The following is a 23,079-nucleotide window of genomic DNA, read 5'->3' on the forward strand; positions in this document are numbered from 1 at the left end:
ATCTCGCCACTAATCGAGGAGTCAACCATGAACGAGCACACGAATCTCAGGGGCCTGATCGGGGCCGAGGAAAGCACGCGCCTGATGGGCCAGCTGCAGCGCGGCGCCAACCGGCGCGACGTGCTGGCGATGCTGATGGCCGGCGGCATGCAGGCGGCGCTCGCGGGCAGCGTCGCGACGCTGGCCGGCACGGCACATGCGCAGACGCCGCGCAAGGGCGGCCGCATTCGGGTCGCAGGTACTGCTTCGGGCGTGAACGACACACTCGATCCGGCCAGGCAGTCCAACGGCACCGATTACGCCCGCGGCTTCATGTTCTACAACGGGCTGACCTCGCTGGACGGCAACCTGGCGGCGCAGCCGTCGCTGGCCGAGGAGTTCAGCACCAAGGAAGCCAAGACCTGGGTGTTCAAGCTGCGCAAGGGCGTGAGCTTCCACGACGGCAAGCCGCTGACGCCGGCCGATGTGGTGTTCTCGATGATGCGGCACAAGGACCCGGCGACCGCATCAAAGGCCAAGGTCCTGGCCGACCAGATCGAGCAAGTGACGGCCACCGGCCCGAACGAGGTGACTTTCCGCCTGACCTCGCCCAACGCAGACCTGCCCGTGATCCTGGGCACCTACCACTTCCACATCGTCAAGGAAGGCACGACCGACTTCAGTGCCGGCATCGGCACCGGTCCCTACAAGGTCAAGGAGTTCAAGCCCGGCGTGCGCTCCATCGCCGTGCGCAACGAGAACTACTGGAAGCCGAACCGACCGTATCTGGACGAGATCGAGTTCCTCGCCATCACCGATGAGTCGGCGCGCGTCAACGCGCTGCTGGGGGGCCAATTGGACTTGATCAGCGCGGTCGACCCGCGCTCGGTCGAACGCGTGAAGGCCACCGGCCAGCACGCGATCTTCGAGTCCAAGGCGGTGTCGTACACGGACCTGGTCATGCGCTTCGATCGCAGCCCCGGCTCCAACCCGGATTTCGTGCTGGCCATGAAGCACCTGTTCAATCGCGAGCAGATGCTCAAGACCATCTCGCAGGGCTATGGCGTGGTGGCCAACGACCAGCCCATCGGCCCGGCCAGCCGCTTCCACTTCAAGGGCCTGCCGCAGCGTGCGTACGATCCCGAGAAGGCCAAGTGGCACCTTCAAAGGGCCAACCTGGGCAGCGCCCCCGTCCCGGTGGTGGTCTCGCCCGCCGCGGTCAACTCGGTGGAGATGGCCCTGGTGCTGCAGAACGCGGCCCAGCAGATCGGGCTGAATCTGGAGGTCAAGCGCATGCCTGCCGACGGGTATTGGTCTACGCATTGGATGAAGCACCCAGTGGGTTTCGGCAACGTCAACACACGCCCCAGCGCCGACCTGGCGTTGACCTTGTTCTTCAAGTCCGATGCGCCCTGGAACGAAGCGGCCTGGAAGAACGAGAAGTTCGACCAGCTGCTGGTGGCCGCGCGCGGCGAGATCGACGCGGCCAGGCGCGCCCAGATGTATGCGGACATGCAGGTGATGATCCACAACGAAGGCGGCATCGGGATCCCGATGTTCGTCTCCAGCATCGATGGGCACGCCAGCAAGCTCAAGGGCCTGTCGCAAATACCGCTCGGCGGGATGATGGGCTCCAGCTTCGCCGAACACGTCTGGCTGGACGCATGACCTCCTCCCGCAGCGAGTTCTCCGCGCTGGTCGGGCTTTGATGGGCGAACCGCGGCTGCCTGGGCCCCAGGGCCAAGGCAGCGAGCTGGCGCGACTGATGCTCGCCCAGCTGTTCCTCAACGCATGCGTGACCGGCGCGCGGATGGCGGCGCAGCGGAAGGCGCTTGCCTGGCTGGCTATCGGGCTGGCCCTGTCGAATGTCCTGGGACCTGTCGTGGCGGGCGTCATGATCGGCGCGGCCGGAGCCCTCATCGGCGTGTCGGGCATGTTCTGGGTGGCGGGCTGAGGTGGGTGCGGGTGCCAAGCTAGCGCTCGGTCTGAGGCAGCAGCGAAGCGCGTGAGGCCCACGGCCGACGCGGCCTATGCACAGCCCGCCAGCTTCGAAAGCTGCAGCGCGGGGTACATCCGGTCGATCGCGATCACGTCCGACCGCATCTCCTCCACGATCCATTCGCGAACCTCCACGACAGCGGAGCGCGGCGGCCGATTGGCGGGGTGCAGCAAGCGGCAGGCACGCTCGGTGGCGACCGCCTCCTGCTCGCCCGGAACCAGCGCGCTGTCGATGCCCTCATTGCCGAGGCGGATCGGCTGCGCAGCGAGCTGAAAGACGACTCTTGCTCCGTGCTGGCGCGTGCGGGGTAAGTCGCTTGCGACTTTCTTGCAGTCTCTAGAAATCAGCCACCTTGCCCCACGCCGACTTGTTGAACCGGTCAGGTCGGAAAGAAGCGGGATCGAAGATCGGCTCTGCGCCGGTGACCAGGTCGGCGATCAGGTGGCCGGCGCCTGGACCGATGCCGAAGCCGTGCCCGGAAAAGCCCGCGGCCAGGATGAATCCGGGCACCTCCGGCACTTCTCCGACGCCGGGGACGCCGTCGGGCGTGCTGTCGATGTAACCCGCCCAGGCACTGGCGATGGGAGCCTTGCCAAGTGCGGGCAACAAGTCGACGGCACGGCGGTGGGTCTCGCGCACGCCCGCCGGGTCGGGCTTGGGATCGAGGATGCGCGCCCGCTCCATGGGCGTGGGCGCGTCCAGCTTCCATCGCGCGCGGGTTTCATGACCCCACCGGATGCCTTCCAGGCCGCCGGGAAACACATTGCGCCAGCGCTTGGCGAACATGGGCACGAACTGCGGCGCGAAGCGCATCAGCTGCGGCGTTGGGTCCACGCGCCCACGGCCGCTGATGGCCAGTATGTGGCTGCCGTCGGGGCGCCGGGTGACGGCGACACCCGGGCCCGCCAGGGCGTCCGGCAGGCGCTGTTCCAGCGGGGACACGCGCACGATGGATTGGCGCACCGTGGCGAGCGGAAACCGCACGCCGAGCTGGTGGCAGAACGAGGACGCCCACGCACCACCTGCGAGAACAGCCGTGCGGGTCTTGATGGTCCCCGCTTCGGTGACCACGCCGCTGACCCGGCCGCCCTCGAGCTCGATGCCCCGTGCTGCGCAGTTCTGGTGGACGCTGCCGCCCAGCTTCATCAGCGCGGCTGCCACGGCAGGCGCCGCCTTGGCGGGATCGGCAGTGCCGTCGCTGGGCGAGAACACGCCGCCTTTCCATGCGCGGCCGGTCGCCTGACCCCGCTGCGAGGCCTGCCGGCCGCTCAGCATGTGCGTGGTCACGCCCGCCGTCTTTGCGAAATCGCGCCAGCGGGCCCAGCGCGCCAGTTCGGATTCGTCATCGCTGAGATACAACAATCCGCAGCGGGAGAAGCCCGTGTCTTCGCCGGTGTCGGCGGCAAATTGCTCCCACAGCTCAAGGCTCCGGGTCGCCATCGGCAGTTCGCGGGCGTCGCGATTCTGCTGGCGGCACCAGCCCCAGTTGCGGCTCGATTGCTCGGCGCCGATGCGGCCCTTTTCAACCACGGCGACCGAAAGCCCACGCCGGGCCAGGTAATACGCGGTAAACACACCGATGATCCCGCCGCCGATCACGACGACGTCGGCACGGGCCGGCGGGTTGGGCGAAGTCTCGACAAGGCGCAGTGGCTGTGACATGGCTGGAGCTCGGTCGTCGTTTCAGGACTGCACGCTCTGCACGACGTAGAACTTGGCGACGCGCTCGCTGCTCTCCCACCCGATCGGCGCGCCCTGCGCGACGAAGAGCGCATCGCCGGCGTTTGCCGACAGCACGCTGCCATCGGGGCTGGCGAATCGCACACCGCCGGCCAGCAGGTACATGAACTCGTTGAGGCGATGCGGGCGAACGACGCGGTGGTAGGGCGTCGAATCCCAGGTGCCCGCGCGGTACTCCGCCTGCTCATCGGTGAAGACGTTGTCGCTGCGGCATTGAGGGGGCAGGCCCAGCAGCGTCTCGGCCGGCGGCGGCGTGGACGGCTTGAAGGCGGCGTCGGCGCGCAGCGGCGTGATGCCGGAGTTGTTCGGCCCCTCTGCCGCTGCCGCGCAGGACACGAACAGCGTGCGCGATCCGGTCAGTATGCGAACTGCCGTGCCACGAGCGATGACGGCCCCTTCACCGGGGCCAAGCACGAGCGGCGCCCCGCCGGCCGCCGTCAGGCTGAGCTCTCCGTCCAAGACGACGATGGTCTCGGTGTGGGGAAAGCGCGCGACATCGAGATCGCCGATGAAGTTGACGCGGCCCGCGCTCATCGAGTCCGGTCCTTCCCAGGCAATCTCGCGATCGCGAGCGAAAGGATCGGCTGCGCCGAAGGCGGCCTTGCGGAAAGAGGTCGACAGCGGCGCGCCGTCGGCGCGGTGCAGCAGCAGGGCTACGGTCATGGTCGTTGGTCCTTTGAGTTGCGGGTATTCATTGCGTTGGCGCCCTCAAGCGGCACTGGCCGCGGGGCCATCCAGGTAGCCGAGGATGGCCTTGGTCTCGAGGTATTCCTCCAGGCCTTCGACGCCGTATTCGCGTCCGTTGCCCGAGCGCTTGTAGCCGCCGAAGGGCGCATCGGGACGCCAGGGCGGGTTGTTGATGTGCACCTGCCCGGAACGGATTCGCGCAGCCACCGCGCGAGCGGCAGCGAGGTCCTGGCCCTGGACGTGGGCGCCCAGGCCATAGACCGTGCCGTTGGCGATCGCGACGGCCTCGTCGACGCTGTCGTAGGGAATGATGGCCAGCACCGGGCCGAAGATCTCCTCCTGCGCGATCCGCATCTGCGGCCGCACGTCGGAAAAGAGAGTCGGGCGCACGTAGTAACCGCGCTCCAGCCCCTGCGGGCGACCGGGGCCGCCGCAGACGAGGCGAGCGCCTTCGGCGATGCCGACGCCTATCATTTCCTGCACGCGGTTGAACTGCGCGCGGTTGGCTACCGGGCCATGCGTGGTCTGCGGCAAACGCGGATCGCCCACGACAAGCGCGGATGCCGCCTCGCACGCGATGCGCTCGACGTCCGCGAGGCGTTCGCGGGGCACGATCATGCGGGTGGGGGCGCTGCAGGACTGGCCGACGTTGCGCAAACCCGCCGCCACCGCGGCCGGTATGGCGCGTGCGAAATCAGCATCGGGCAGGATGACGTTGGGCGACTTGCCGCCCAGTTCCTGGGCCACGCGCTTGACGGTCGGCGCGGCTGCCTGCGCCACCAGGACGCCGGCCCGCGTGGAGCCGGTGATCGAGATCATGTCCACGTCAGGGTGCGTAGCCAGCGCAGCGCCGGCCTCCGGCCCTTCGCCATTGACGAGGTTGAACACACCCGCGGGAACGCCGGCGTCGTGCATCAATTCAGCGAACAGAAAGGCGCTCAGGGGCGACAGCTCGCTGGGCTTCAGGACGACGGTGCAGCCCGCCGCCAGCGCGGGGCCCACCTTCGCGGTGATCTGGTAGAGCGGCCAGTTCCAGGGGGTGATCAGGCCGCACACGCCGATGGCCTCGCGCATGATGGCGGTGTTGCCTCGATGCGTGACAAAGGGATAGCTGCCCGCGAGGTCTCGGGCCACGCGGACGTGCTCCGCCGCAATCGGCACCTGTGCGGCGCGCGCCACGCTGATGGCGCAGCCCATCTCCTGCGAGATCGCCAGGGCAAACGCCTCGGCCCGCTCCAGGACCAGGCCGTGGACGCGGTCGAGAAGCGCGGCCCTGCTCTTTGGCGAACTCACCGACCAGGTCGCCAAGGCGCGCCGCGCCGCCGCCACGGCCGTGGCAACGTCTTGTGCGTTGCCCAATGCGATCTCCGCGACGGGTTCTTCGGTCGATGGGTCGATGACCGCACTGCGGGCCTGCCCTGCAGGCAAGACCCACTCGCCGCCGATGAAGATGCGATCCAGACGGCCGTCGATGGCGAGGCGCTCGATGATGGCGGTGTTCATGCGGGGCTATCCTTTGCAGCGGCGACGGGGTTTGCCAAGCCGACTTCCTGGCAGCAAGTATCGGCCGCAAGGCGGCCCAGGTGGTTAACGGTCGACAAAGCGAAAGCTAAGGAGACCTTAATGTGAGCAGGTACGAAGGTAGCGGCGCTCATCGCTCGCGGGCGTGCGCAAGTTGATCTCGACCGAGCAGTTGGAACGCGAATACCCCTGCACGCACTTTGCCGTCTTTCGCACTGTCGATGTCCCAGTTGCGGCATACGACATCGCCCTCGATGACGCGTTCTGCCGGCGGGCGATATTCACGCGGGTCGCCGAGTTGGTCGAAGTTGAAGGGGACAAGAAGCTTGGACATGTGAAACCTTGATCGCGTTGATCGGATGGTGGCCTATGCTAAAGAAAGCACTGCGGCGGTGATGCCGAAGCAGATGCCATGAAAGGTGGGAAATGTTTGATTGCGAGCTTCCGACAGCGCATCGTGTCGCAGCAACGGACGCTGCAGAAGTATCCGGCCACGTTGATCCGGTACCCGCGAACAGCACCACTCAGAAATGCCAGCCCCCCTCCGGATTGACAAAGAAACTGCTTGGGTTCTGCTGCGATATGGCATCTCCTGTAAGGGGGGCAACCCTAGACTTATTCCATCTCAACGCAGCAGGTGGACCCATGATCTTCAAACCAAAATTTATCAGCTTCGATTGCTATGGAACGCTCATCAACTTCGAGATGGGCCCGACGGCAAAAGTCCTGTTCAAGGACCGCGTGTCGGCCGACCGGATGCCGGCCTTTCTGGACAGTTTCCGCGCCTATCGCCTCGACGAGGTACTGGGCGACTGGAAGCCCTTTTACGACGTGGTGGAGAACGCCATCCAGCGTGCCTGCAAGGCGCATGGCATCGAATGCCTGGCATCGGATGCGCTCGCTCTGTACGACGCGGTGCCAACCTGGCAGCCGCACCCGAACGTGGTGGAGGCGCTGGAGGCGATCGCGCGGCACGTGCCGCTGGTGATCCTGTCGAACTCGATGGTCGACCTCATCCCTCACAGCGTCGCGCACCTCAAGGCCCCTTTCCACGCGGTCTACACCGCCGAGGAAGCACGCGCGTACAAGCCGCGCATGCAGACGTTCGAATACATGTTCGACCAGCTCGGCTGCGGGCCCGATCAGATGATGCATGTCTCGTCGAGCTTCCGATATGACCTGATGACGGCGTCCGACCTGGGCTTCATGGCCAAGGCCTTCATCGACCGGGGTCACGAACCCACGTCGACCGAATACGGCGTGAGCCGCTTGACAGACGTTCGCCAGCTTCCTGCACTGCTCGGACTCTGATGCTCATGCTCGACCCCCACCTTGGACCTCAGGGGGCGACGCCTGAGGGCGGCGCGAGCGAGGCCGCTGCGCTGAGCACCCCAGCGCCCGACCTGGCGCCAGCCGAGGTGCAGGCGCTGGTGGCGCGCCTCTATGGCATCGACGGCAGTGTGAAGTCTCTAGCTGGCGAGCGCGACCAGAATTGCGCCGTGGAATCCGCCGACGGCACGCGCTACGTGTTCAAGATCAGCAACCCCTCCGAGTCGGTGTCGCTGGTCGATTTCCAGATCGCCGCCCTTGAGCACATCGCCCGCACATCGCCCAGCCAGCCCGTCCCCCGCGTCGTGCGGACTCTGGACGGCCGCGCGCGTGACACCGTGGCGCTCGCCGATGGCGCCCAGACCACCGTGCGCATGCTCACCTACCTGGATGGCATCCAGATCCGGGAGACACCGCGCACCGCCGCTCAGCGCGTGGCAATGGGCAAGGGTTTAGCTGAACTGAACCTTGCCCTGCGAGGCTTCACTCACCCTGCGGCCACGCACGACCTGCTGTGGAATGTGTCGGCCGCGCACCGGCTGACTGTCCAGCTCGACAGCCTGGTTGAAGGACCACGACGCGCGCTGGCCCGGTCGTTCATGATGCGGTTCACCGACCATGTGCTGCCCCGCCTTGCGTCGTTGAGGGCGCAGGTGATCCACAACGACTATCACCTCTACAACGTGCTGGTCGCGCCGGACGACCAGGCGCGCATCACCGGCATCATCGACTTCGGCGACATGCTCCATGCGCCACTGGTCGGCGAGGTGGCGACGGCTGCCGCCTTCCACATGACCGGCAGCGCCGACCCGTTCGAGGGACCGGCGCAGTTCGTCGGCGCCTACCAGGCCGTCCTGCCGCTGACCGAGCTGGAGCAGGACGTCGTCGCCGACCTCATGGCGTCGCGCCACCTCATCACGGCATTGATATCGGAGTGGCGCGCCCTGCGCTATCCCGAGAACCGCGCCTACATCATGCGCCACAACCCCGCGGCCTGGGAGGCACTGTCGCAGATGGCGGACCTCTCCCGCCACGACGCGCGCGACCGCTTATTGACCCCAACACGAAACGGAACCTCCTCATGAAAGCCACCGCTGACTTCAACATGGTCAACGCCTACATCCCCGGCCGTGCCAATGTGGGGCCCGCCACCGAGGCAATGATCGAGCGGCGCAATGCGCTGCTCGGCCCGGCCTACCGGCTGATGTACGAACACCCGCTGCACATCGTGCGGGGTGATGGCGTGTGGCTGATCGACCCGGAAGGCCGCCGCTACCTCGACGTCTACAACAACGTCACCTCGCTCGGTCACTGCCACCCCGCAGTGACCGAGGCGATCTGCCGCCAGGTGAACACGCTTGCGACCAACACGCGATACCTCCACGACACCATCCTCGAACTGGCCGAGCGCCTGCTCGCCAGCGTGCCCGGAACTGACCTGGCCCATCTGATGCTGACTTGCACCGGCAGCGAGGCCAACGACCTGGCGTATCGCATCGCCAAGGTGCGCACGGGCGGCACGGGTGTGATCGTCACCGACACGGCCTACCACGGCATCACCGACGCCGTGTCGCAGTTCTCGCCATCGCTGGGCGTGACCGTCGACCTCGGTCCGCACGTTCGCCTGGTGTCGGCGCCGCGCCAGTACCACGCCGAAGGCGCCGACCTCGGCGAGCGCTTCACGCGCGACGTCGAGGCGGCGATTGCCGACCTGCAGCGCCACGGTATCAAGCCGGCGGCCTTGATCGTCGATTCGCTTTTCACCAGCGACGGCATCCTGCCCGAGCCTGCGGGCTTCCTGAAGGGCGCCGTGGAGGCGATCAAGCGCGCTGGCGGCCTGTTCATCGCCGACGAGGTGCAGCCGGGCTTCGGCCGCACCGGCGAGCACATGTGGGGGTTCCAGCGCCACGGCCTCGTTCCCGACATCGTCACCATGGGCAAACCGATGGGCAACGGCCAGCCGATCGCGGGCCTCCTCGCGACAGCCGACGCCCTGGCGGAATTCGGCAAGAACTCCCGCTACTTCAACACCTTCGCCGGCAACACGGTCTCCTGCGCAGCGGCCCTGGCTGTGCTGGAGACCATTGAACGGGACCGACTGGTGCCGCATGCAGCCAAGATCGGCAAGGTGCTGCTCGACGGCATCGCCGGGCTCGTCGCGAAGCACGAGGCCATCGGCGACGTACGGGGGGCGGGGCTCTTCGTGGGTGTCGAGCTCGTGTCGGACCGGACGACGCGGGCGCCGGACCGCGGCCTTACCAGCCGGGTGGTCAATCTGATGCGCGACAAAGGCGTGCTGCTCAGCGCGTGCGCCCAGGGGCACAACGTGCTCAAGATCCGTCCGCCGCTGGTGCTGTCGGCGGAACAGGCCGGCATGGTTATCGAGGCGCTCGACGAATCGCTCACCCAGGCGCAGCGTTAGTCGCCGGGATCGACTTGAAAGTACGATCGCCCCATGAGATCAGCAGTGTTGTTCGACCGGTTCGACCTCAAGATCCTGGTGCATCTCCAGCGCGAGGGGCGCTGCTCGAACGTCGATCTGGCCGAGTCGGTAGGCCTCAGCCCCAGCCCGTGTCTTCTGCGCACCAAGCGGCTGCAGGAGACCGGGCTGATCCGCGGCTACAGCGCCGACATCGCGCTGGAAAAGCTGGGGGACCACGTCATCGTGTTCTCGGAGGTCACCATCAGCAGCCACCGACCGCATGATTTCCGCAAATTCGAGGAAGCCGCCCGGCAGTACGAGGAGATCGTCGAGTGCTACAACGTCAGCGGCGGTTACGACTACCTGCTGAAGATCGTGGCGCCCGGCGTCGGCTATTTTCAGGCGCTGATGGAAAAGATGCTGGAAGACGACATCGGCATCGAGCGCTTCGCCAGCCGGATCGTCCTGCGCCAGTCGCTGGACCGGCGCGGGTATCCGCTGCGCATCATCGCGACCCAGAAACGGTGGGAGTGATGGTCGTGGGCGAGGTCAGCGCAGCGAAGCCAAGTGCGCTGCCAGCGACTCGATCTCCGCGTTGCTGAGGTCGGCAAGCAGCGGATCCGGCTTCGCGGCGGTTCCGTGCGACCGCGTGCCGCTGCGCATCAACTGCAACGACCAGGTGGTGTATTGCACCTTTTGCCCAGCGAGTCGTGCCGCGCCGGCGTGAGTCCCCCGCAACGCCGAACCGTGGCAGGCGGCACATCGCAAGCGATCGGCCAATGCGCGTCCGGTATCGCTGCCGGATGCTAGGGCGGCCGGTGGGGGCGCCAGTGCCGCATAGTGTTCGGCGAGGTCGGCGACGTCCTTCTCGCTCAACTCCCCGGCGAGGTTCACCATCACCGGGGCAGTACGTTTGCGCTCGCGGAATGCACGCCACTGTGCAATGAAGTAGGCCTTCGGCTGCCCTTCGAGCAACGGCACCGTCGAGTGGATCGTTTCGGTCGACGAATGGCAAGATGCACAGCGCGCCGCGGAGAGCCGCGCGCCAGCTGCAGCATCGGCGGCCGCCGTGCCGTGCGCGGCCAGCAGGCAGCCCACCAGCGCAGCGGCTGCAGCTGCCTGCCGAGCACGATCGGCGATCATGTCGCGTGCCGGGTCGGCGTTTACGCACGTCGCGCAATAGCCTGCAGAAATTGGGTGCGCGGCACGGCTGTGAGTCACTGAATGACCTCGTCTGCGAGCACCAGCAGCGAACTGGGTACCGTCAGGCCCAACGCTTTCGCCGTTTTCGAGTTGATCACGAACTCGAATTTTGTTGGCTGCTGGATCGGCAGGTCGCCTGGTTTTGCACCCTTGAGGATCTTGTCGACGTAGCCTGCGGCGCGTTGAAAGAGATCGATGAAGCTTGGCCCATACGATAGAAGACCGCCCGCGTCAACGAACAGCTTCTCGTCGTAGCTGCTCGGGAGCAGGCTCCTCAACGCGAAGTCGGCAATCAGCTGCGGGTGCTTGAAGCTGACTGGATTGCCGAAGGCGTGCAAGGCATCTGCTCGGCTGGCAGTCAGGGTCGCGAAGGCCGCGGGGTAGTCGTCTGGCGTACGCACCTCGATGGTCTGGATCTCCACGCCGACCACAGCAGCACCCGCCAGCATCTCCCGGAATCCGTATGTCTCGATCCGGCTCACCGGATTCCACAGCACGGCGACACGGGAGACCTTGGGTGCGATCGCCTTGAGCAGTTCGAGACGCTTGCCTATGAGTTCCGGCGCGACGTTGCTGAATCCCGTGATGTTGCCGCTCGGGCGCGCGAGGCTCTCGGCGAGGCCCATTTTTTCGGGATAAGAGGAGATCGCCATGACGATCGGGATGGCGCTTGTCGCCTGCTTGGCGGCCAGGGCCGCCTGCGTGCTCGATGTGACGATGAGGTCCACCTTCAGTTCGACGAGCTCGGTAGCAAGCTCGGGAAACCGATCAGCCTTCCCTTCCGCCCATCGCCACTCGATGGTGATATTGCGGCCTTCGACGTAGCCCAGTTCGCGAAGTACTCGGCGAAAGGCATCCCAAGCTGTCCCGTAGGTGCTGCCGAGAATCCCGATCCGGGGCGGGTTCGCGTGCTGCTGCGCGAAGGTGACGAGGGGCGAGGCAAGAAGGCCACCCGCAACCCTGCCGATGAACGCTCGCCGATCTGTCACTGAATCACCTCGTCGACAAATGGAAGTCCAGCGGATTGCGGACTAACCCAACACGCACGCAGAGCGGTGCGTGCGCCAGCCCCTTTACTTCTCCGGCATGGCCGAAGAATGGTGGCTGGTGATCAGCCACCTGTTACCGTCCCACTTGTAGGTATAGGTGTACCGCGCCTTGACTACGGCACCGGTCCTGGCGAAGGTGAAGGTATACAGACCCGCATCCACTGCCGTGGTGCAGCCGATCTCTATGGTTCTGGAGTCGATACGGCCGAACGGCTTGTCTTTGAGAAAGTGCTCGAAGTAGTCTTGCTTTTGCGCCGCATTGAAACGCGGGGTGTTGGATACGGTAGGAAGCAGAACGGATTTATCCGCGTAGTTTGCAATCACCTTGCGCGGGTCGCCGGTTTGCAATGACTGGTTCCAGCGGTCGAACAATGCGGCGACCTCTTGCTCGCTGGTTGCCTTGCAGGTCTCAGTTCGTGCAGATGTGGAGCCCATCGGATTCGAGGCGCAACCGGCGAGCAGGGTGCCCGCGGCCAAAAGCGAAAACACGGTGGCTTTCTTCACGGGCGCTCCTTCCGGCCTGCGACTCGACCGTACGAAAACAAGGTGGATGCCTCACGTATGCCGATATACCCTTAAACAGGTAAGTCGGCAAGGCGGCTCGGATGCTGAGGCTGGCGACGCTGGATGAAAGGCCTCTCCGGGATGGGTCAGGTCGAGGACGATTTGGCGCTCCCAGCGCCGAGAAATTGCAGGAGGTCAGAGGGACCAGTTCAGATTGACCTTGACCCCGTGGTGCTCGAACCCGTCCCAAGCTGTCCCGTAGGTGCCGCCGAGAATTCCGATCCGGGGCGGGTTCGTGCGCTGCTGCGCGGAGGTGACGAAGGCGAGGCAAGAAGGCCACCCGCAACGCTGCCGATGAACGCTCGCCGAGCTGTCACTGAATCACCTCGTCGACAAATGGAAGTCCACCCATACTACGCTTCGGCGCTGGGCTAGGTGGGCATCGATTTGCTTTGGGCGCCCGTGTAGTATCCGAGCGCGCGGTCGTCCAGGGAAGTGGCGGTTGCTTGAATTGGGCCACCAAGGAGGTTAGGGTGAGCGAACGTCAAATCTCGCTGCTTCCAGTGCAACTGGTCGACGAACGGCCATATGAACGTAGCTTGGATAAAGACCTGCTATGGACCGGATCGGACGAGCAGGACAGGCGCTATGCGCTGAAGACAGTCGAGACATGCAACCCACTACTGCCGCTGACCGAATGGCTGTGCTATCACCTTTGCGCCCAGATTGGCGTCTTGACTCCAGCCTACTCGGTCGTCGTTCGGATTGACGGCAGCTTGGCGTTTGGCTCTCAGTGGGAAAGCAACGCGCGACAATTCTCACCCGGACGGGTTTCCGATGCTCAATTCACGACATGGGTCCACGAGACGAGAGTAGACATTTCCGGGATGTTCGCGCTCGATGCATTCATGCCCAATGAAGACCGGCACTTTCGAAACATGCTCTTCGTAGATACCGGGGCAAGGCTCAGGGCGCTCGCCTTCGACCGGTCCCGCACCCGCATCTTCTCTCCGTGGCCATGGCCCCGGGAGAGCAAGAGTTGGTCATCATGGAACTGGCTCGTGAATCAGAAGCTGCACGACCTGAGCGCTTTGAAGGCGAAACTTGGCCGTGCATGCGAGATCACAGGCGACAAGATCGCCCTTATCCTCAATGCGGCGCCAGTCGAGTGGCGCGGAAACTTCGATATCGACGCGGCCGCCGTCTAGTGGGACGCGAACAAGGCGGAACGCAGCGACCATGTCGTCGCTCTGTTAACACCATGAACAAGCGAATTGCCCAGTACGGCGTTCTCTCCCACTACCCCCGACCGCATCGGACCGAGCACGTCCACATCGGGATCGTCTGCTTCATCGACGAAGGCGGCGTGCGAGTTCATCTTGGAGAGGACCTGAAGAAGCTGCGCTCAATCGATCCTACGGTGGACCTGGAAGCCGTGAGGTCCTGGGAGCTCGGCCTTCCCCGGCTTGTGTGCAACATGGACGCGGAAGCCGCAGCTGGCTTCATCCGCAGTTTCGGCCAGTGGACCTTGTCGAGCAGCATGGGGCGGTTCTCATATGCCTCGGAGGAGGAGTATTTGCTCCGTGTCGCGCTCGCGTTGCGCAATCTGGTCGCGGCTCCCCAGAAGAGCCTGCGGGAACGGTATGAAGTCTCGCGCTTGCATGTTGACTTGAAGATCGCCTTCAACAGCAAAGGATGGCTGGGAAAGGATATCCTGAAACATGAGGTTGTCGAGCGCCACCCGCTCGGCCCCATGACAACCGCGGAGTTCGCGATGCAGAACGGGCAACTGCACGTGATCGAGACGTTGGATCTTCGAACCAGCAATGCCTACGCCAAGAAGAATGATGCTCGCTCCAAGGCATTGACGCTGGACATGGCCAGAAAGGCAAGCGAGAGCTCTGCTCGATTCGCGATCATCGCCGGCATCGATAGTCCACTGCTTGGGGACGCGAAAGATCTGTTAGGGGGCTACTGCGAAACGCTTCTCCAATGGGAGAACGCGCGCGACATGAACGACTTGTTTGCACACATTGGTCGAGTGACTGGAAGGCCTGGGTTGCCGATTCCGACTTGACGCCTTTCAATTGCGCTGCGCGTTGGGCGAGCTCCGTGTTGGACTGGTCAATTGCTTTGAACATCGGAAGCACTTCACGGACTGACAAGACCCTCATCGTGGGTGCATCGTTGGTGGGTTTGATCCGTTTCGACTCTTCGATGCGTGAGCGGCGTCAGTCGGGATCCGCAGCCACGGCCAACGCGCGCGGTACGACGCTGCCTTGCGCTCGAACAGATCGCGATGCGGCATCAACGGGTTCATCGCCAACACACCGTCGTACAGCAGCGTAAGGCCATTGGGTGCGTAGAGTTCGCCGGGTCGGACACCGACACAGGTGGCGGGAACCAGGAAGCGGTCGATGCCGTCACGCACGCTGCGCATGCCCCGGCATAGGGCTGACCGAAGTGCGATTCGTACCAGAGGTGAACGCGCGCCTGGTTCGACGCTTTGATGGTCACGCCGAGATCGCCCAGCACTTCGTGCGTGCGGGCCTGCGCGTCACGCTCGACGGCCTCGCTCGTGTCGCCGGCGTCGAAGTAGAACAGGTCGTAGTCCTTGATGTCCGCCTCCGGCGCACGGCCGGCCTGCAAGTTCCACACCGTCTGGAACAGGCAGCCGGCGACCAGCCAACCGTCGGGAAGGGCCAGCGCGCTCCAGCGGTCGAGGATTGCACGGTTATGGGCGTTGCTGAGGATGTCGGTGAAAACGCGCGCTTGCATCGCAATCGGGAGGCAAATGGGCATTGTGTCGAGGGTCGGATGGCGGCTTTAGACTGCCTGCAGTCGGTCGTCTGCACCCACTGACTCCTTGCCCATCGTTTGAAATTTGCTCGACCCGCAGGCGCATGCGTCGATCAAGCAACGGAAATCACTACTTTCCCGTGCAAAGGCTTGCCATCGACTTCACCGCGTTCCAAGACGGCGTGCGCCTGCGGGATCTGGTGGAGTGAGAACCTCGCCCCGATGATCGGGCGGACGCGGCCGCTTTCCAGCAGCGTCTTGAGCGCGAGCAATTTGCCCCGATTCTGGCGGGTGAAGACAAAGTGGTATTCGGCATTCACGCCCCATGCCGCGACAAGGTTCTGGGGCGTGGCCAGGTCAACGATCGACACGATACGGCCCGCGTCGCTGAGCACATGAGGCGACTGGCTCAAAGTCATCCCTCCGATCGTGTCGAACACCAAGTTCACGCCCTTCTTCTCGGTCAGGCCGGCGATCTCCGCGATGTAGTCCTGACTCGTGAAGTCGATAGCGTGGTCTGCACCCAGCTCGCGAACGAACGCCAGATCACGGTTCCTGCAAGTCGTGTACACAGTTGCGCCCATCGCCTTGGCCAGTTGAACCGCGATCGAGCCAACACCACCGGCTCCGCCATGGATCAGCACAGACTCGGCCGGATGCAACCTCGCCCGTGTGACAAGGGCCTCCCACGCTGTTCCCCCGACGAGGGTCGTGGAGGCCGCTTCCTCGTGCGTCAAGTTTGCAGGCTTGCTGGTCACCAACGCTTCCGGCACGACGTTGTACTGGGCGTAGGAGCCTCCTTTCGGACCAAAGATCTGCGGTGTGTAGAACACCTCGTCTCCCACCGCGAAGTCGGCCACACCAGGGCCCACCTTTTCCACGACGCCGGAGACGTCATGGCCGATGACGGCGGGCAGAGGAACATATGCCGGATAGTCGCCCCGGCGGATTTGGTAGTCGAGCGGGTTAATGGCTGTGGCGAGCACACGCACCAACAATTCACCTGTACTGGCTTCAGGGACCACCACTTCCTGCAGCTCGAAGCTGTCAGTGCCACCAAACTTATTCAGAACCATCGCTTTCATTTTTGTATCTCCATGAGGGACAAAAAATTGCCGTGTGACCCGTGAAGAGCCCTCACGATATGCCGGGATGTGCTTCAACGATGTCGAACATCGGCAGGGCAAGCGACTCATTGAGGGGTACGCAGGTCGAAAGGGCTGAAGGCCCTCTACCGATCAGCGTTCACGACGCATTGCTCAATGCCTTCATCCCATTCCAAAGATCAGCCTGCGTTGGCAGGCACAGGCGTGTTGAGCAACTGCTGCTCCCAGAGGAACGCGATGCCGCTGCTGCCTGCATGTTGCGTAATCACTTTCGTCATTTCTGCAGCGCTCTCGGTCCGGGCCCAGTCGCGCTGCCACTCGGAAGCAACCGCGAGCCAGGTCATCATGTTGGCGCCAGCCGCAACCATCCGCTGGATGGCAACCTGATGAGCCTCGACGGAAACGCCGCCGGACGCGTCGGTGACGACGGTGACATCCCAACCTTCACCGAGCGCCTGGATGGTCGGCATCGCGACGCACACCTCGGTCCACAAACCAGCAATGATCAGCTGCTTGCGGCCTGTTGCCTTGACCGCGTCCACCGCCTTCTTGTCCTGCCAGGTGTTGATGAACGTACGGTCGATGACCTCCTGGCCGGGGAACACATCGGTGATCTGGGGGAACAGAAGCCCTCCTCGTTCAGCGATGACGCTGGTCAGGATGGTCGGGACGCCGAAGGCCTTGGCCGCCTTCGCCAACCCCACCGTGTTGTTGATGACCATCTGCGGTTCGTGACTGTTCAGGTTCGCAAGCTGGTAAGGCTGGTGGTCGATCAAGACGAGAACCGAATCTTCGGGGCGGAGAAGTGAAGAGAGGCCGTTGCGAAAAGTCATTGCTGATTCCTTTGTTGCCGCTGTAAGCGGGATTGGTTCGCGGCGAGGAGACGCCTGTGGCGATGTGCCTTCCTCAAGTGTTGCGTTCCTGTTCATCGAGCGGTAGTACCATCTTTGGGCGAGCTGTGTCGCGCAATGAGGAACGCTAACGTGGAGATCGAGGATCTACGCACATTCGTCGAACTCGCTCAGGCCGGGGGAGTTTCGGCTGCTGCCGTTCGACTGGGCATTTCCAAGTCCATGGTGAGCCGAAGGCTGGCCCGCCTTGAAGAGGATCTCGGTGTTCAGCTTCTCACGCGGTCTACGCGCGGGGCCGCGCTCACGGAAGCTGGTGCCACGTTCCGGGACTACGCAGCCAGAATCTGCACCGAGATCGACGTGGCCAGGGAAACGATCCTGCCTGCAGGCGACCTTCGTGGCCGCCTGCGAATCGCCGTGCCTCTGACGTTCGGCCCGACCCACTTCGCTCACATGCTCGCTGAAATGGCACGACGCCACCCTCACCTGCACATCCAGACCTGCTACAGCGATCGTTTTGTTGATCTCATCGCCGAAGGTTATGACTGTGCGATACGGGTTGGCTATCTAGAGGATTCCAACCTGGTGGCGAGAAGCATTGGCCGGATTTACGGGAAGCTTGTTGCGAGTCCGGGCTACGTCGAAGCTCACGGGTCGCCCGAAACCCCGGAGGAGCTTGGTAGCCATGAGGCGCTGATGCAGGGAACGGAAGCTTGGCAGTTGATGGATGGCGACCGGATCGTCACCGTTCGACCGCACGGGCGCTTCAAAGCCGATAACGGCCCGGCGTTGGTCGCCGCTGCAGTAGCAGGACTCGGGATCGCGTACTTGCCCGATTGGATCACTCATGAGTACGTGGTCGCAGGTGCACTTGTGCCGATCATGAAACGCTATCCACCGCCCCCGGCAGGTGCCTATGTCATCCGACCGCCCGGCCAACATCCCGCGAGGAAAATACGCGTCCTGACCGAGCTCCTGGTCGAGTACTGCGATTAGCTGCCGGATCGTGGAGAGCTGGCGTTGTCTGCAGGAGCATCGTCGATATCATCGGTTGCCCGTGGCTTCAAAAGCCCTCTGCAGCCATGAGCATCGGCGATCCAAAAGTCAGGATGACATGTCAGCGGAACACCGGCACGTTGCCGGTGCTCGTGCGCCGGCTTCCCGCCGCGACCATGCGCTGGCGCAGTTCTTCAATGCGACCTTCGCCGGTTTGCAGCGCCTGCGCGGACGTATGCACTGAATAGTTGCCAAGGTGCAGTTCATGCGGGTGCGGGATGGCCGATGCCAGCACGAACACCGCATCGCCACCTGGCCCTGCCTGCACGGTGATTGCGACCTCTCCATCCTCGAAGATCACCATGTCGCCCGTGCGCACAGAGGCCTCGGCTTCCAGCGTTCCCTTTGCCACGGCCAGCCAGCCTACCGTATGGCCAGCTGGCGGCTGGTAGCTCCAGGATGCGCCGGCCTTCAGCGTTACCAGCAAGTAATTCATGCCTGCGGGTGCCGGCGTTGGGCTGCGCACCCCGGCGTATTCCCCAAGAATGACTCGGGCCGGCCCAGCGGACGGAATGCCCTCCGACTCGATATAGCGGCTTTCCGGCTCACCGTTTTCCAGGTCTGGGGCCAGTGCGACCCAAAGCTGAAAGCCCTGGACGAGCGACACGTTGTCCGGCGTGAGCTCCTTGCCATGCCACACGCCACTGCCTGCGCGCAACCATTCCACACCTCCGTACGACAGCGTGCCGGTTCCAGACGACGGGTCGTCGAACTTCATCCGGCCCTCGGTGAGCACGGTCACGGTCGCGATCCCCGAGTGAGGATGGATCGACATGCCGGCGCCAGCGCGCATCGCGTCGAGCATCGGACGCTCCATGTTGAAGATGTCCAGAAAAACGAACGGCTTGAGGCTCTCACCCAAGTCGGATGGGCTCATCAGGCGCGTGATCCCGCCATGACTGTGTCCGCGGGTGCGATAGACGATGCTTCTGGTTTGGGTAGCGATGGATTGCATGAGTCCACTCCTTGTGTACCGCAATAGTAGGTTCGGGACCCATGTGCCGATAGCCCCGGAATGGCGACTTCAGAGTTGCGAAATACGAAACACCGATGGCGCGCTCGCACGTCCTCGACACAACACCTTCAATATTGTTGTCGTCGGGGTCGAGTACGAAGCAGACGTAGGAGCCCGGCTGTGCACGAAGGCCCGTTCTCATATCAAACCGATAGTGTGTGTACTCCAGGTGCGAACGCCTGGACACTCTCGTGGTGTTCAAGTCGCATCTCAAAGCAGCCATCGAGAGCAGGGATCTAGGCCGAAGTTCCTCGGTCACCCTGCGGCCTTTTGGCCGGTAACCCCTTTGAAATCAACGAGTTGAGCGGCCTCATGTGTTCCAAAATGTAGGCATGTTATTTACTTGATATTCGCTTGTATTTGACCTATTAATGTAGGCATGCACATCCATGTCGTGCCGAATCGTGGCTCACCGCCCACCGTGCTGCTGCGCGAGTCCTACCGCGAGGGCTCCAAGGTCGGCAAGCGCACGCTGGCCAATCTGTCGAGCCTGTCGGCCGCGCAGATCGAAGCCATTCGAGCAGCCCTGCGCGGCGAGGCCTTGCAGCCGCTCACGCAGTGCTTGGAGATCACCGCGTCGCGTTCGCATGGCCATATGCAAGCCGTTGGCGAGGCTATGCAGCGGCTGGGCTTCGCCTCGGTGCTTGCCTCCAAGCCCTGCCGCGAGCGCGACCTGGTACTGGCCATGGTGGCCTCGCGCATCGCAGCGCCGCATACCAAGTTGGCCACCACGCGCTGGTGGCACACCACGACGCTGGCCGAGGACTTCGGTGTCGCCGACGCCGACGAGGACGACCTGTACGCGGCGATGGACTGGCTGCTCGCGCGCCAGGCCACGATCCAGAAGAAGCTCACCGCGCGTCACGACTTGAGGGCCGGCGCCCTGGTGCTGTACGACCTATCGTCGAGCTACTTCGAGGGCAGCAGTTGCCCTCTGGCCAGGCTCGGCTATAGCCGCGACGGCAAGAAGGGCCTGCTGCAGGTCAACTACGGCCTGCTCACCGATGCGCGGGGCTGCCCGCTGGCCGTGTGGTGTACGAGGGGCAATGTGGCCGACAGCCTGACCTTGCTGCCTGAGGTCAAGCGGCTGCGCGAGGAGTTCGGCGTCGAGCAACTGGTGATGGTGGGGTGACCGCGGCATGATCTCCAACAAGGCGATCCAGGAGATGCGCGAGTCCGAGGCGTGGGGCTGGATCAGTGCGCTGAAGAGCGTCTCGATTCGCGCGCTGGTCGAGCAGGGCCACCTGCAGTTTGGTTTGTTCGACGAGCGCAACCTGCTTGAACTGAGCTCGCCGGACTACCCGGGCGAGCGCCTGGTGGCGTGCCGCAATCCGGAACTCGCCAAGCTGCGCACGCACAGCGCGAGGACCTGCTCGCCGCCACCGAGGCCAATCTGCAGAAGATCAAGGCCCGGGTGGATGCACTCAAGCTGGCTGGGCGCGACGAGATCGGCTTGCGCGTGGGCAAGGTCGTCAACCAGTACAAGGTCGCCAAGCACCCTGAGCTGGTGATTGGCGACAACGCCTTCACCTTCGCACGCAAGACAGACGCCATCGCTGCCGAGGCGGCACTGGACGGCATTTACATCATCCGCACTCGGTGCCAACGACGCAGATGGACGCGTCCCAGTGCGTGCGCAACCGCTGCTGGCGCTCGCCAACGTCGAGCGCGCGTTCCGCTCGCTCAAGACGATCGATCTGAAGGTGCGCCCGATCCACCACCGCACCGCTGATCGGGTGCGCGCGCACATCTTCCTGTGCATGCTGGCCTACTACGTCGAGTGGCACATGCGCGAGGCTTGGGCGCCGCTGATGTTCGCCGACACGGATCAACAGGCCAAGGCCGCGCGTGACCCGGTGGCGCCGGCTACGCGATCCAAGGCGGCGCTGGCCAAGGTGGCCCGCCACATGCTGGATGACGGCACGCCGGTGCATAGCTTCTCGACCCTCATGGCCGAACTCGCCACCATCGTGCGCAACACCTGTCGCACGCCCAACGCCGGGGCCGACGCGCCGACCTTCGAGGTGCTCACTACACCCAACGTGCAGCAGCAGCGAGCGCTCAACCTCATCCAGCAGATCCGGTTGTAGACAGAAGCCGGACTCCCGAACTCACGCCAAGTGCTTGTCGTGCAAAGGCAAACTCGCTCGACGGCTTCAGGAACTTCGGCCTAGGTGCCGTCGGACCGCCGCACCTTGCGCAGAGGGCCGCGATTCATGCCTCCCGCTCGTCCTCACGGACGATGAAGACATCGAAGCCATCTGCGCTTTAGTTCACGCAGGCCAAGCCAAGGCGGTGATGCAGGTCGTCTTCGACATACGAGGCGGCTTCCCGCAACCCGGCGTTGTGGTGAGCGAGATCACCCCATCGGGTTGGATGGCGCTCGAGGTCCGCGCCGGCAAGAACATCACATGATCGTCAGAGGAGCAGTCGCGCGTGAGGCAGCACCCACCCTCTGCACCGCCTCCGCCGCATCCGCAGGCGTCGTGTTGAAGCAATTCTTCGCCACCGGCCAGCTGCGCACGCACCAGATCAATCAGCCTCGCTCGCGCCCCAACAACTCCAGCGCATCATCCCGCCACCACCCCACCGCCGCGAAGCGTAGCCTTCCCACGCACCTTCGCACCCCCGCCCGCAGCAGCTGGTAGGTTCCTCCGGCGGTTCCCGAAACCCCTCGACGCCCTCGGCCCGAAGCCGGCCCTCGATCTCTCGCAAGACCTTGCGGGCCGAGTACGCATCGGTGACGGGAGGCAGTGGCACACACGCATCCTAGCGATGTCGCGGCCGCGATGCGCGCCGCGCAGGCACTCGGCCCGGCGCTGCTTGCACCTACTGCGCCTCGATGTTCGCTGCCTTCATCAGCTTCTCCGTCAGCGCAATCTCCGCCTGCAGGCTCTGCGCAAACTCCTCCGGCGTGCTGGGCACGACGGACGCGCCGGAGGCCTCGAGCTTCTCGCGCACCTCAGGCATGGCAAGCGCCTTCGCGAGCGCATCGCGCACCTTGTGCACCACCGGGCCCGGCGTGCCCTTGGGCACCGCCAGACCGCCGAAGGAGACGAGCGCAATGCCGGGGATGCCGGCCTCGGCGAGGGTGGGCACCTTGTCGAGGCGCGCGTTGCGCTTGGGCGAGAGCACGGCCAGGGGCCTGAGCTTGCCGCCCTGGATGTGCGGCAGCGAGGGGCTGACGAGCGCAATGGCAAAGTCGACCTGCTTGCCGGCGACCGCATTGGTGGACTCCGAGGCGCCCTTGTACGGCACGTGCAGGGCCTGGGCGCCGGTGGCGGCGAGCAGGAGCTCGGCGCCCATGTGCGACGGGCTGCCGACGCCGCCGGAGGCATAAGCCAGCTTGCCCGGGCTCTTGCGCATGCGCTCGATGAGCTCCTTGACGCTCGCGATGCCCGAGTCGGGGTTCACCACGATCACGGAGTCGGACTGGCTGATGCGGCCCACGTGGACGAAGTCCTTCATGACGTCGAAGCCCGGGTTGCGGTACATGCGCATGTTGGTCGCCATGGGCGAGCCCGAATAGACCCAGGTGTAGCCGTCTGAAGGCGCCTTGGCGGCGAGCTGCGCGCCCAGGTTGCCGGCCACGCCGCCGCGGTTCTCGATGACGACGGGCTGGCCCAGGATCTTCGACATGGCGTCGCCGGTGATGCGCACGGTGGTGTCGGGCGCGGTGCCGGCGAGGTAAGGCACGATCCACTTGATGGGGCGCGAGGGGTAATCCTGCTGGGCCTGCGCACCGGTGGCGGCGGCAAGCGCGGCGCCGGCGAGAAAGAGGGCCGAAGCGGCAGTACGGGTGATGGCTTTCATGTTGTG

20 protein-coding genes and 2 pseudogenes are annotated in these 23,079 nt (G+C 64.4%); 10 read left to right on the top strand and 12 right to left on the bottom strand.

Annotation, left to right across the window (positions count from 1 at the left end):
- Positions 1 to 27 precede the first annotated feature (27 nt).
- The gene (locus GXN78_RS12230; protein WP_106560835.1) at positions 28 to 1,647 is read left to right on the top strand and encodes an ABC transporter substrate-binding protein; all 1,620 of its coding nucleotides are present in this window, start codon (positions 28 to 30) and stop codon (positions 1,645 to 1,647) included.
- A 97-nt stretch (positions 1,648 to 1,744) separates the two neighbouring features.
- Positions 1,745 to 1,933 carry a hypothetical protein gene (locus tag GXN78_RS12235; RefSeq protein WP_146163199.1) on the top strand — a complete coding sequence of 63 codons (189 nt, stop codon included), beginning with the start codon at positions 1,745 to 1,747 and terminating at the stop codon, positions 1,931 to 1,933.
- Positions 1,934 to 2,314: 381 nt separating this feature from the next.
- Here GXN78_RS12235 and GXN78_RS12240 read toward each other — a convergent pair whose 3' ends face one another.
- The 4 genes from GXN78_RS12240 to GXN78_RS12255 all read right to left on the bottom strand — a co-directional run bounded on the left by GXN78_RS12240 (position 2,315) and on the right by GXN78_RS12255 (position 6,260).
- A complete protein-coding gene (locus GXN78_RS12240) occupies positions 2,315 to 3,640 on the bottom strand; it encodes an FAD-binding oxidoreductase (protein WP_106560837.1) in 1,326 nt (441 codons plus the stop codon).
- Between the two features lie 21 nt (positions 3,641 to 3,661).
- Entirely contained in the window at positions 3,662 to 4,381 is a 720-nt protein-coding gene (locus GXN78_RS12245; protein ID WP_106560838.1) for a cupin domain-containing protein, read from the bottom strand.
- Between the two features lie 45 nt (positions 4,382 to 4,426).
- Positions 4,427 to 5,908, bottom strand: a complete 1,482-nt coding sequence (locus GXN78_RS12250; protein WP_106560839.1) for an aldehyde dehydrogenase family protein — start codon at positions 5,906 to 5,908, stop codon at positions 4,427 to 4,429.
- Between the two features lie 148 nt (positions 5,909 to 6,056).
- Complete coding sequence (locus GXN78_RS12255; RefSeq protein WP_239142682.1) at positions 6,057 to 6,260, bottom strand: hypothetical protein; 204 nt, start codon at positions 6,258 to 6,260, stop codon at positions 6,057 to 6,059.
- Positions 6,261 to 6,571: 311 nt separating this feature from the next.
- Between GXN78_RS12255 and GXN78_RS12260 the strand changes: the two genes are divergently transcribed.
- From GXN78_RS12260 to GXN78_RS12275, 4 genes are read left to right on the top strand one after another with little or no spacing between them, the layout of a single operon-like run.
- Entirely contained in the window at positions 6,572 to 7,237 is a 666-nt protein-coding gene (locus GXN78_RS12260; RefSeq protein ID WP_106560840.1) for a haloacid dehalogenase type II, read from the top strand.
- Complete coding sequence (locus tag GXN78_RS12265; RefSeq protein ID WP_106560841.1) at positions 7,237 to 8,340, top strand: phosphotransferase; 1,104 nt, start codon at positions 7,237 to 7,239, stop codon at positions 8,338 to 8,340. Before GXN78_RS12260 ends, GXN78_RS12265 begins: the two co-directional genes overlap by 1 nt.
- A complete protein-coding gene (locus GXN78_RS12270; protein ID WP_106560842.1) occupies positions 8,337 to 9,677 on the top strand; it encodes an aspartate aminotransferase family protein in 1,341 nt (446 codons plus the stop codon). The genes GXN78_RS12265 and GXN78_RS12270 overlap by 4 nt, the downstream gene beginning before the upstream one ends.
- A 33-nt stretch (positions 9,678 to 9,710) precedes the next feature.
- Positions 9,711 to 10,211 (top strand): Lrp/AsnC family transcriptional regulator, encoded by a 501-nt coding sequence (locus GXN78_RS12275; protein ID WP_106560843.1) that lies wholly within the window; start codon positions 9,711 to 9,713, stop codon positions 10,209 to 10,211.
- Positions 10,212 to 10,226: 15 nt separating this feature from the next.
- Here the strand turns inward: GXN78_RS12275 and GXN78_RS12280 are convergent, their stop codons facing one another.
- From GXN78_RS12280 to GXN78_RS12290, 3 genes are all read right to left on the bottom strand, one after another.
- Positions 10,227 to 10,820 (bottom strand): c-type cytochrome, encoded by a 594-nt coding sequence (locus GXN78_RS12280; RefSeq protein ID WP_106560844.1) that lies wholly within the window; start codon positions 10,818 to 10,820, stop codon positions 10,227 to 10,229.
- Positions 10,821 to 10,894: 74 nt separating this feature from the next.
- Complete coding sequence (locus GXN78_RS12285) at positions 10,895 to 11,869, bottom strand: ABC transporter substrate-binding protein (RefSeq protein ID WP_164255434.1); 975 nt, start codon at positions 11,867 to 11,869, stop codon at positions 10,895 to 10,897.
- An 84-nt stretch (positions 11,870 to 11,953) separates the two neighbouring features.
- Complete coding sequence (locus GXN78_RS12290; protein WP_106560854.1) at positions 11,954 to 12,364, bottom strand: SgcJ/EcaC family oxidoreductase; 411 nt, start codon at positions 12,362 to 12,364, stop codon at positions 11,954 to 11,956.
- 602 nt (positions 12,365 to 12,966) lie between these two features.
- Here GXN78_RS12290 and GXN78_RS12295 point away from each other — a divergent pair.
- Together GXN78_RS12295 and GXN78_RS12300 are read left to right on the top strand one after the other, a co-directional pair.
- Positions 12,967 to 13,641: a hypothetical protein gene (locus GXN78_RS12295; protein WP_146163200.1), complete on the top strand. Its 675-nt coding sequence runs from the start codon at positions 12,967 to 12,969 to the stop codon at positions 13,639 to 13,641.
- Positions 13,642 to 13,694: 53 nt separating this feature from the next.
- Positions 13,695 to 14,510, top strand: coding sequence for a hypothetical protein (locus GXN78_RS12300; RefSeq protein ID WP_106560847.1), 816 nt, complete (start codon positions 13,695 to 13,697; stop codon positions 14,508 to 14,510).
- 93 nt (positions 14,511 to 14,603) lie between these two features.
- Here the strand turns inward: GXN78_RS12300 and GXN78_RS12305 are convergent.
- The 3 genes and pseudogenes from GXN78_RS12305 to GXN78_RS12315 form a co-directional block, all read right to left on the bottom strand.
- Positions 14,604 to 15,211 (bottom strand): annotated as a pseudogene (locus GXN78_RS12305) (nucleotidyltransferase family protein).
- A 134-nt stretch (positions 15,212 to 15,345) separates the two neighbouring features.
- Positions 15,346 to 16,317 carry a zinc-dependent alcohol dehydrogenase family protein gene (locus GXN78_RS12310; protein ID WP_106560848.1) on the bottom strand — a complete coding sequence of 324 codons (972 nt, stop codon included), beginning with the start codon at positions 16,315 to 16,317 and terminating at the stop codon, positions 15,346 to 15,348.
- 200 nt (positions 16,318 to 16,517) lie between these two features.
- A complete protein-coding gene (locus tag GXN78_RS12315; RefSeq protein WP_106560849.1) occupies positions 16,518 to 17,171 on the bottom strand; it encodes a hydrolase in 654 nt (217 codons plus the stop codon).
- A 150-nt stretch (positions 17,172 to 17,321) separates the two neighbouring features.
- Here GXN78_RS12315 and GXN78_RS12320 point away from each other — a divergent pair, with 150 nt between their 5' ends.
- Positions 17,322 to 18,185, top strand: a complete 864-nt coding sequence (locus tag GXN78_RS12320) for a LysR family transcriptional regulator (protein ID WP_164255435.1) — start codon at positions 17,322 to 17,324, stop codon at positions 18,183 to 18,185.
- Between the two features lie 121 nt (positions 18,186 to 18,306).
- On the opposite strand, the gene GXN78_RS12325 is transcribed toward GXN78_RS12320, so the two are convergent.
- Positions 18,307 to 19,200, bottom strand: coding sequence for a pirin family protein (locus GXN78_RS12325; RefSeq protein ID WP_106560851.1), 894 nt, complete (start codon positions 19,198 to 19,200; stop codon positions 18,307 to 18,309).
- A 439-nt stretch (positions 19,201 to 19,639) separates the two neighbouring features.
- On the opposite strand from GXN78_RS12325, the pseudogene GXN78_RS12330 reads away from it, so the two are divergent.
- Positions 19,640 to 21,350 (top strand): annotated as a pseudogene (locus GXN78_RS12330) (IS1634 family transposase).
- A 739-nt stretch (positions 21,351 to 22,089) separates the two neighbouring features.
- Here the strand turns inward: GXN78_RS12330 and GXN78_RS12335 are convergent.
- The gene (locus GXN78_RS12335) at positions 22,090 to 23,073 is read right to left on the bottom strand and encodes a tripartite tricarboxylate transporter substrate binding protein (protein WP_106561245.1); all 984 of its coding nucleotides are present in this window, start codon (positions 23,071 to 23,073) and stop codon (positions 22,090 to 22,092) included.
- Between the last annotated feature and the right edge of the window lie 6 nt (positions 23,074 to 23,079).

Source organism: Variovorax sp. WS11, from assembly GCF_010499245.1.
In the GTDB taxonomy this organism is placed as follows: domain Bacteria; phylum Pseudomonadota; class Gammaproteobacteria; order Burkholderiales; family Burkholderiaceae_C; genus Variovorax.

Bases quoted from the DNA above. Each gene is read 5' to 3' on its own strand.
- GXN78_RS12290 (WP_106560854.1), bottom strand. From the start codon at position 12,364: ATGGGCTCCACATCTGCACGAACTGAGACCTGCAAGGCAACCAGCGAG.
- GXN78_RS12265 (WP_106560841.1), top strand. From the start codon at position 7,237: ATGCTCATGCTCGACCCCCACCTTGGACCTCAGGGGGCGACGCCTGAG.
- GXN78_RS12230 (WP_106560835.1), top strand. From the start codon at position 28: ATGAACGAGCACACGAATCTCAGGGGCCTGATCGGGGCCGAGGAAAGC.
- GXN78_RS12275 (WP_106560843.1), top strand. From the start codon at position 9,711: ATGAGATCAGCAGTGTTGTTCGACCGGTTCGACCTCAAGATCCTGGTG.
- GXN78_RS12235 (WP_146163199.1), top strand. From the start codon at position 1,745: ATGCTCGCCCAGCTGTTCCTCAACGCATGCGTGACCGGCGCGCGGATG.
- GXN78_RS12315 (WP_106560849.1), bottom strand. From the start codon at position 17,171: ATGACTTTTCGCAACGGCCTCTCTTCACTTCTCCGCCCCGAAGATTCG.
- GXN78_RS12245 (WP_106560838.1), bottom strand. From the start codon at position 4,381: ATGACCGTAGCCCTGCTGCTGCACCGCGCCGACGGCGCGCCGCTGTCG.
- GXN78_RS12335 (WP_106561245.1), bottom strand. From the start codon at position 23,073: ATGAAAGCCATCACCCGTACTGCCGCTTCGGCCCTCTTTCTCGCCGGC.
- GXN78_RS12240 (WP_106560837.1), bottom strand. From the start codon at position 3,640: ATGTCACAGCCACTGCGCCTTGTCGAGACTTCGCCCAACCCGCCGGCC.
- GXN78_RS12310 (WP_106560848.1), bottom strand. From the start codon at position 16,317: ATGAAAGCGATGGTTCTGAATAAGTTTGGTGGCACTGACAGCTTCGAG.
- GXN78_RS12250 (WP_106560839.1), bottom strand. From the start codon at position 5,908: ATGAACACCGCCATCATCGAGCGCCTCGCCATCGACGGCCGTCTGGAT.
- GXN78_RS12280 (WP_106560844.1), bottom strand. From the start codon at position 10,820: ATGATCGCCGATCGTGCTCGGCAGGCAGCTGCAGCCGCTGCGCTGGTG.
- GXN78_RS12300 (WP_106560847.1), top strand. From the start codon at position 13,695: ATGAACAAGCGAATTGCCCAGTACGGCGTTCTCTCCCACTACCCCCGA.
- GXN78_RS12260 (WP_106560840.1), top strand. From the start codon at position 6,572: ATGATCTTCAAACCAAAATTTATCAGCTTCGATTGCTATGGAACGCTC.
- GXN78_RS12255 (WP_239142682.1), bottom strand. From the start codon at position 6,260: ATGTCCAAGCTTCTTGTCCCCTTCAACTTCGACCAACTCGGCGACCCG.
- GXN78_RS12325 (WP_106560851.1), bottom strand. From the start codon at position 19,200: ATGCAATCCATCGCTACCCAAACCAGAAGCATCGTCTATCGCACCCGC.
- GXN78_RS12270 (WP_106560842.1), top strand. From the start codon at position 8,337: ATGAAAGCCACCGCTGACTTCAACATGGTCAACGCCTACATCCCCGGC.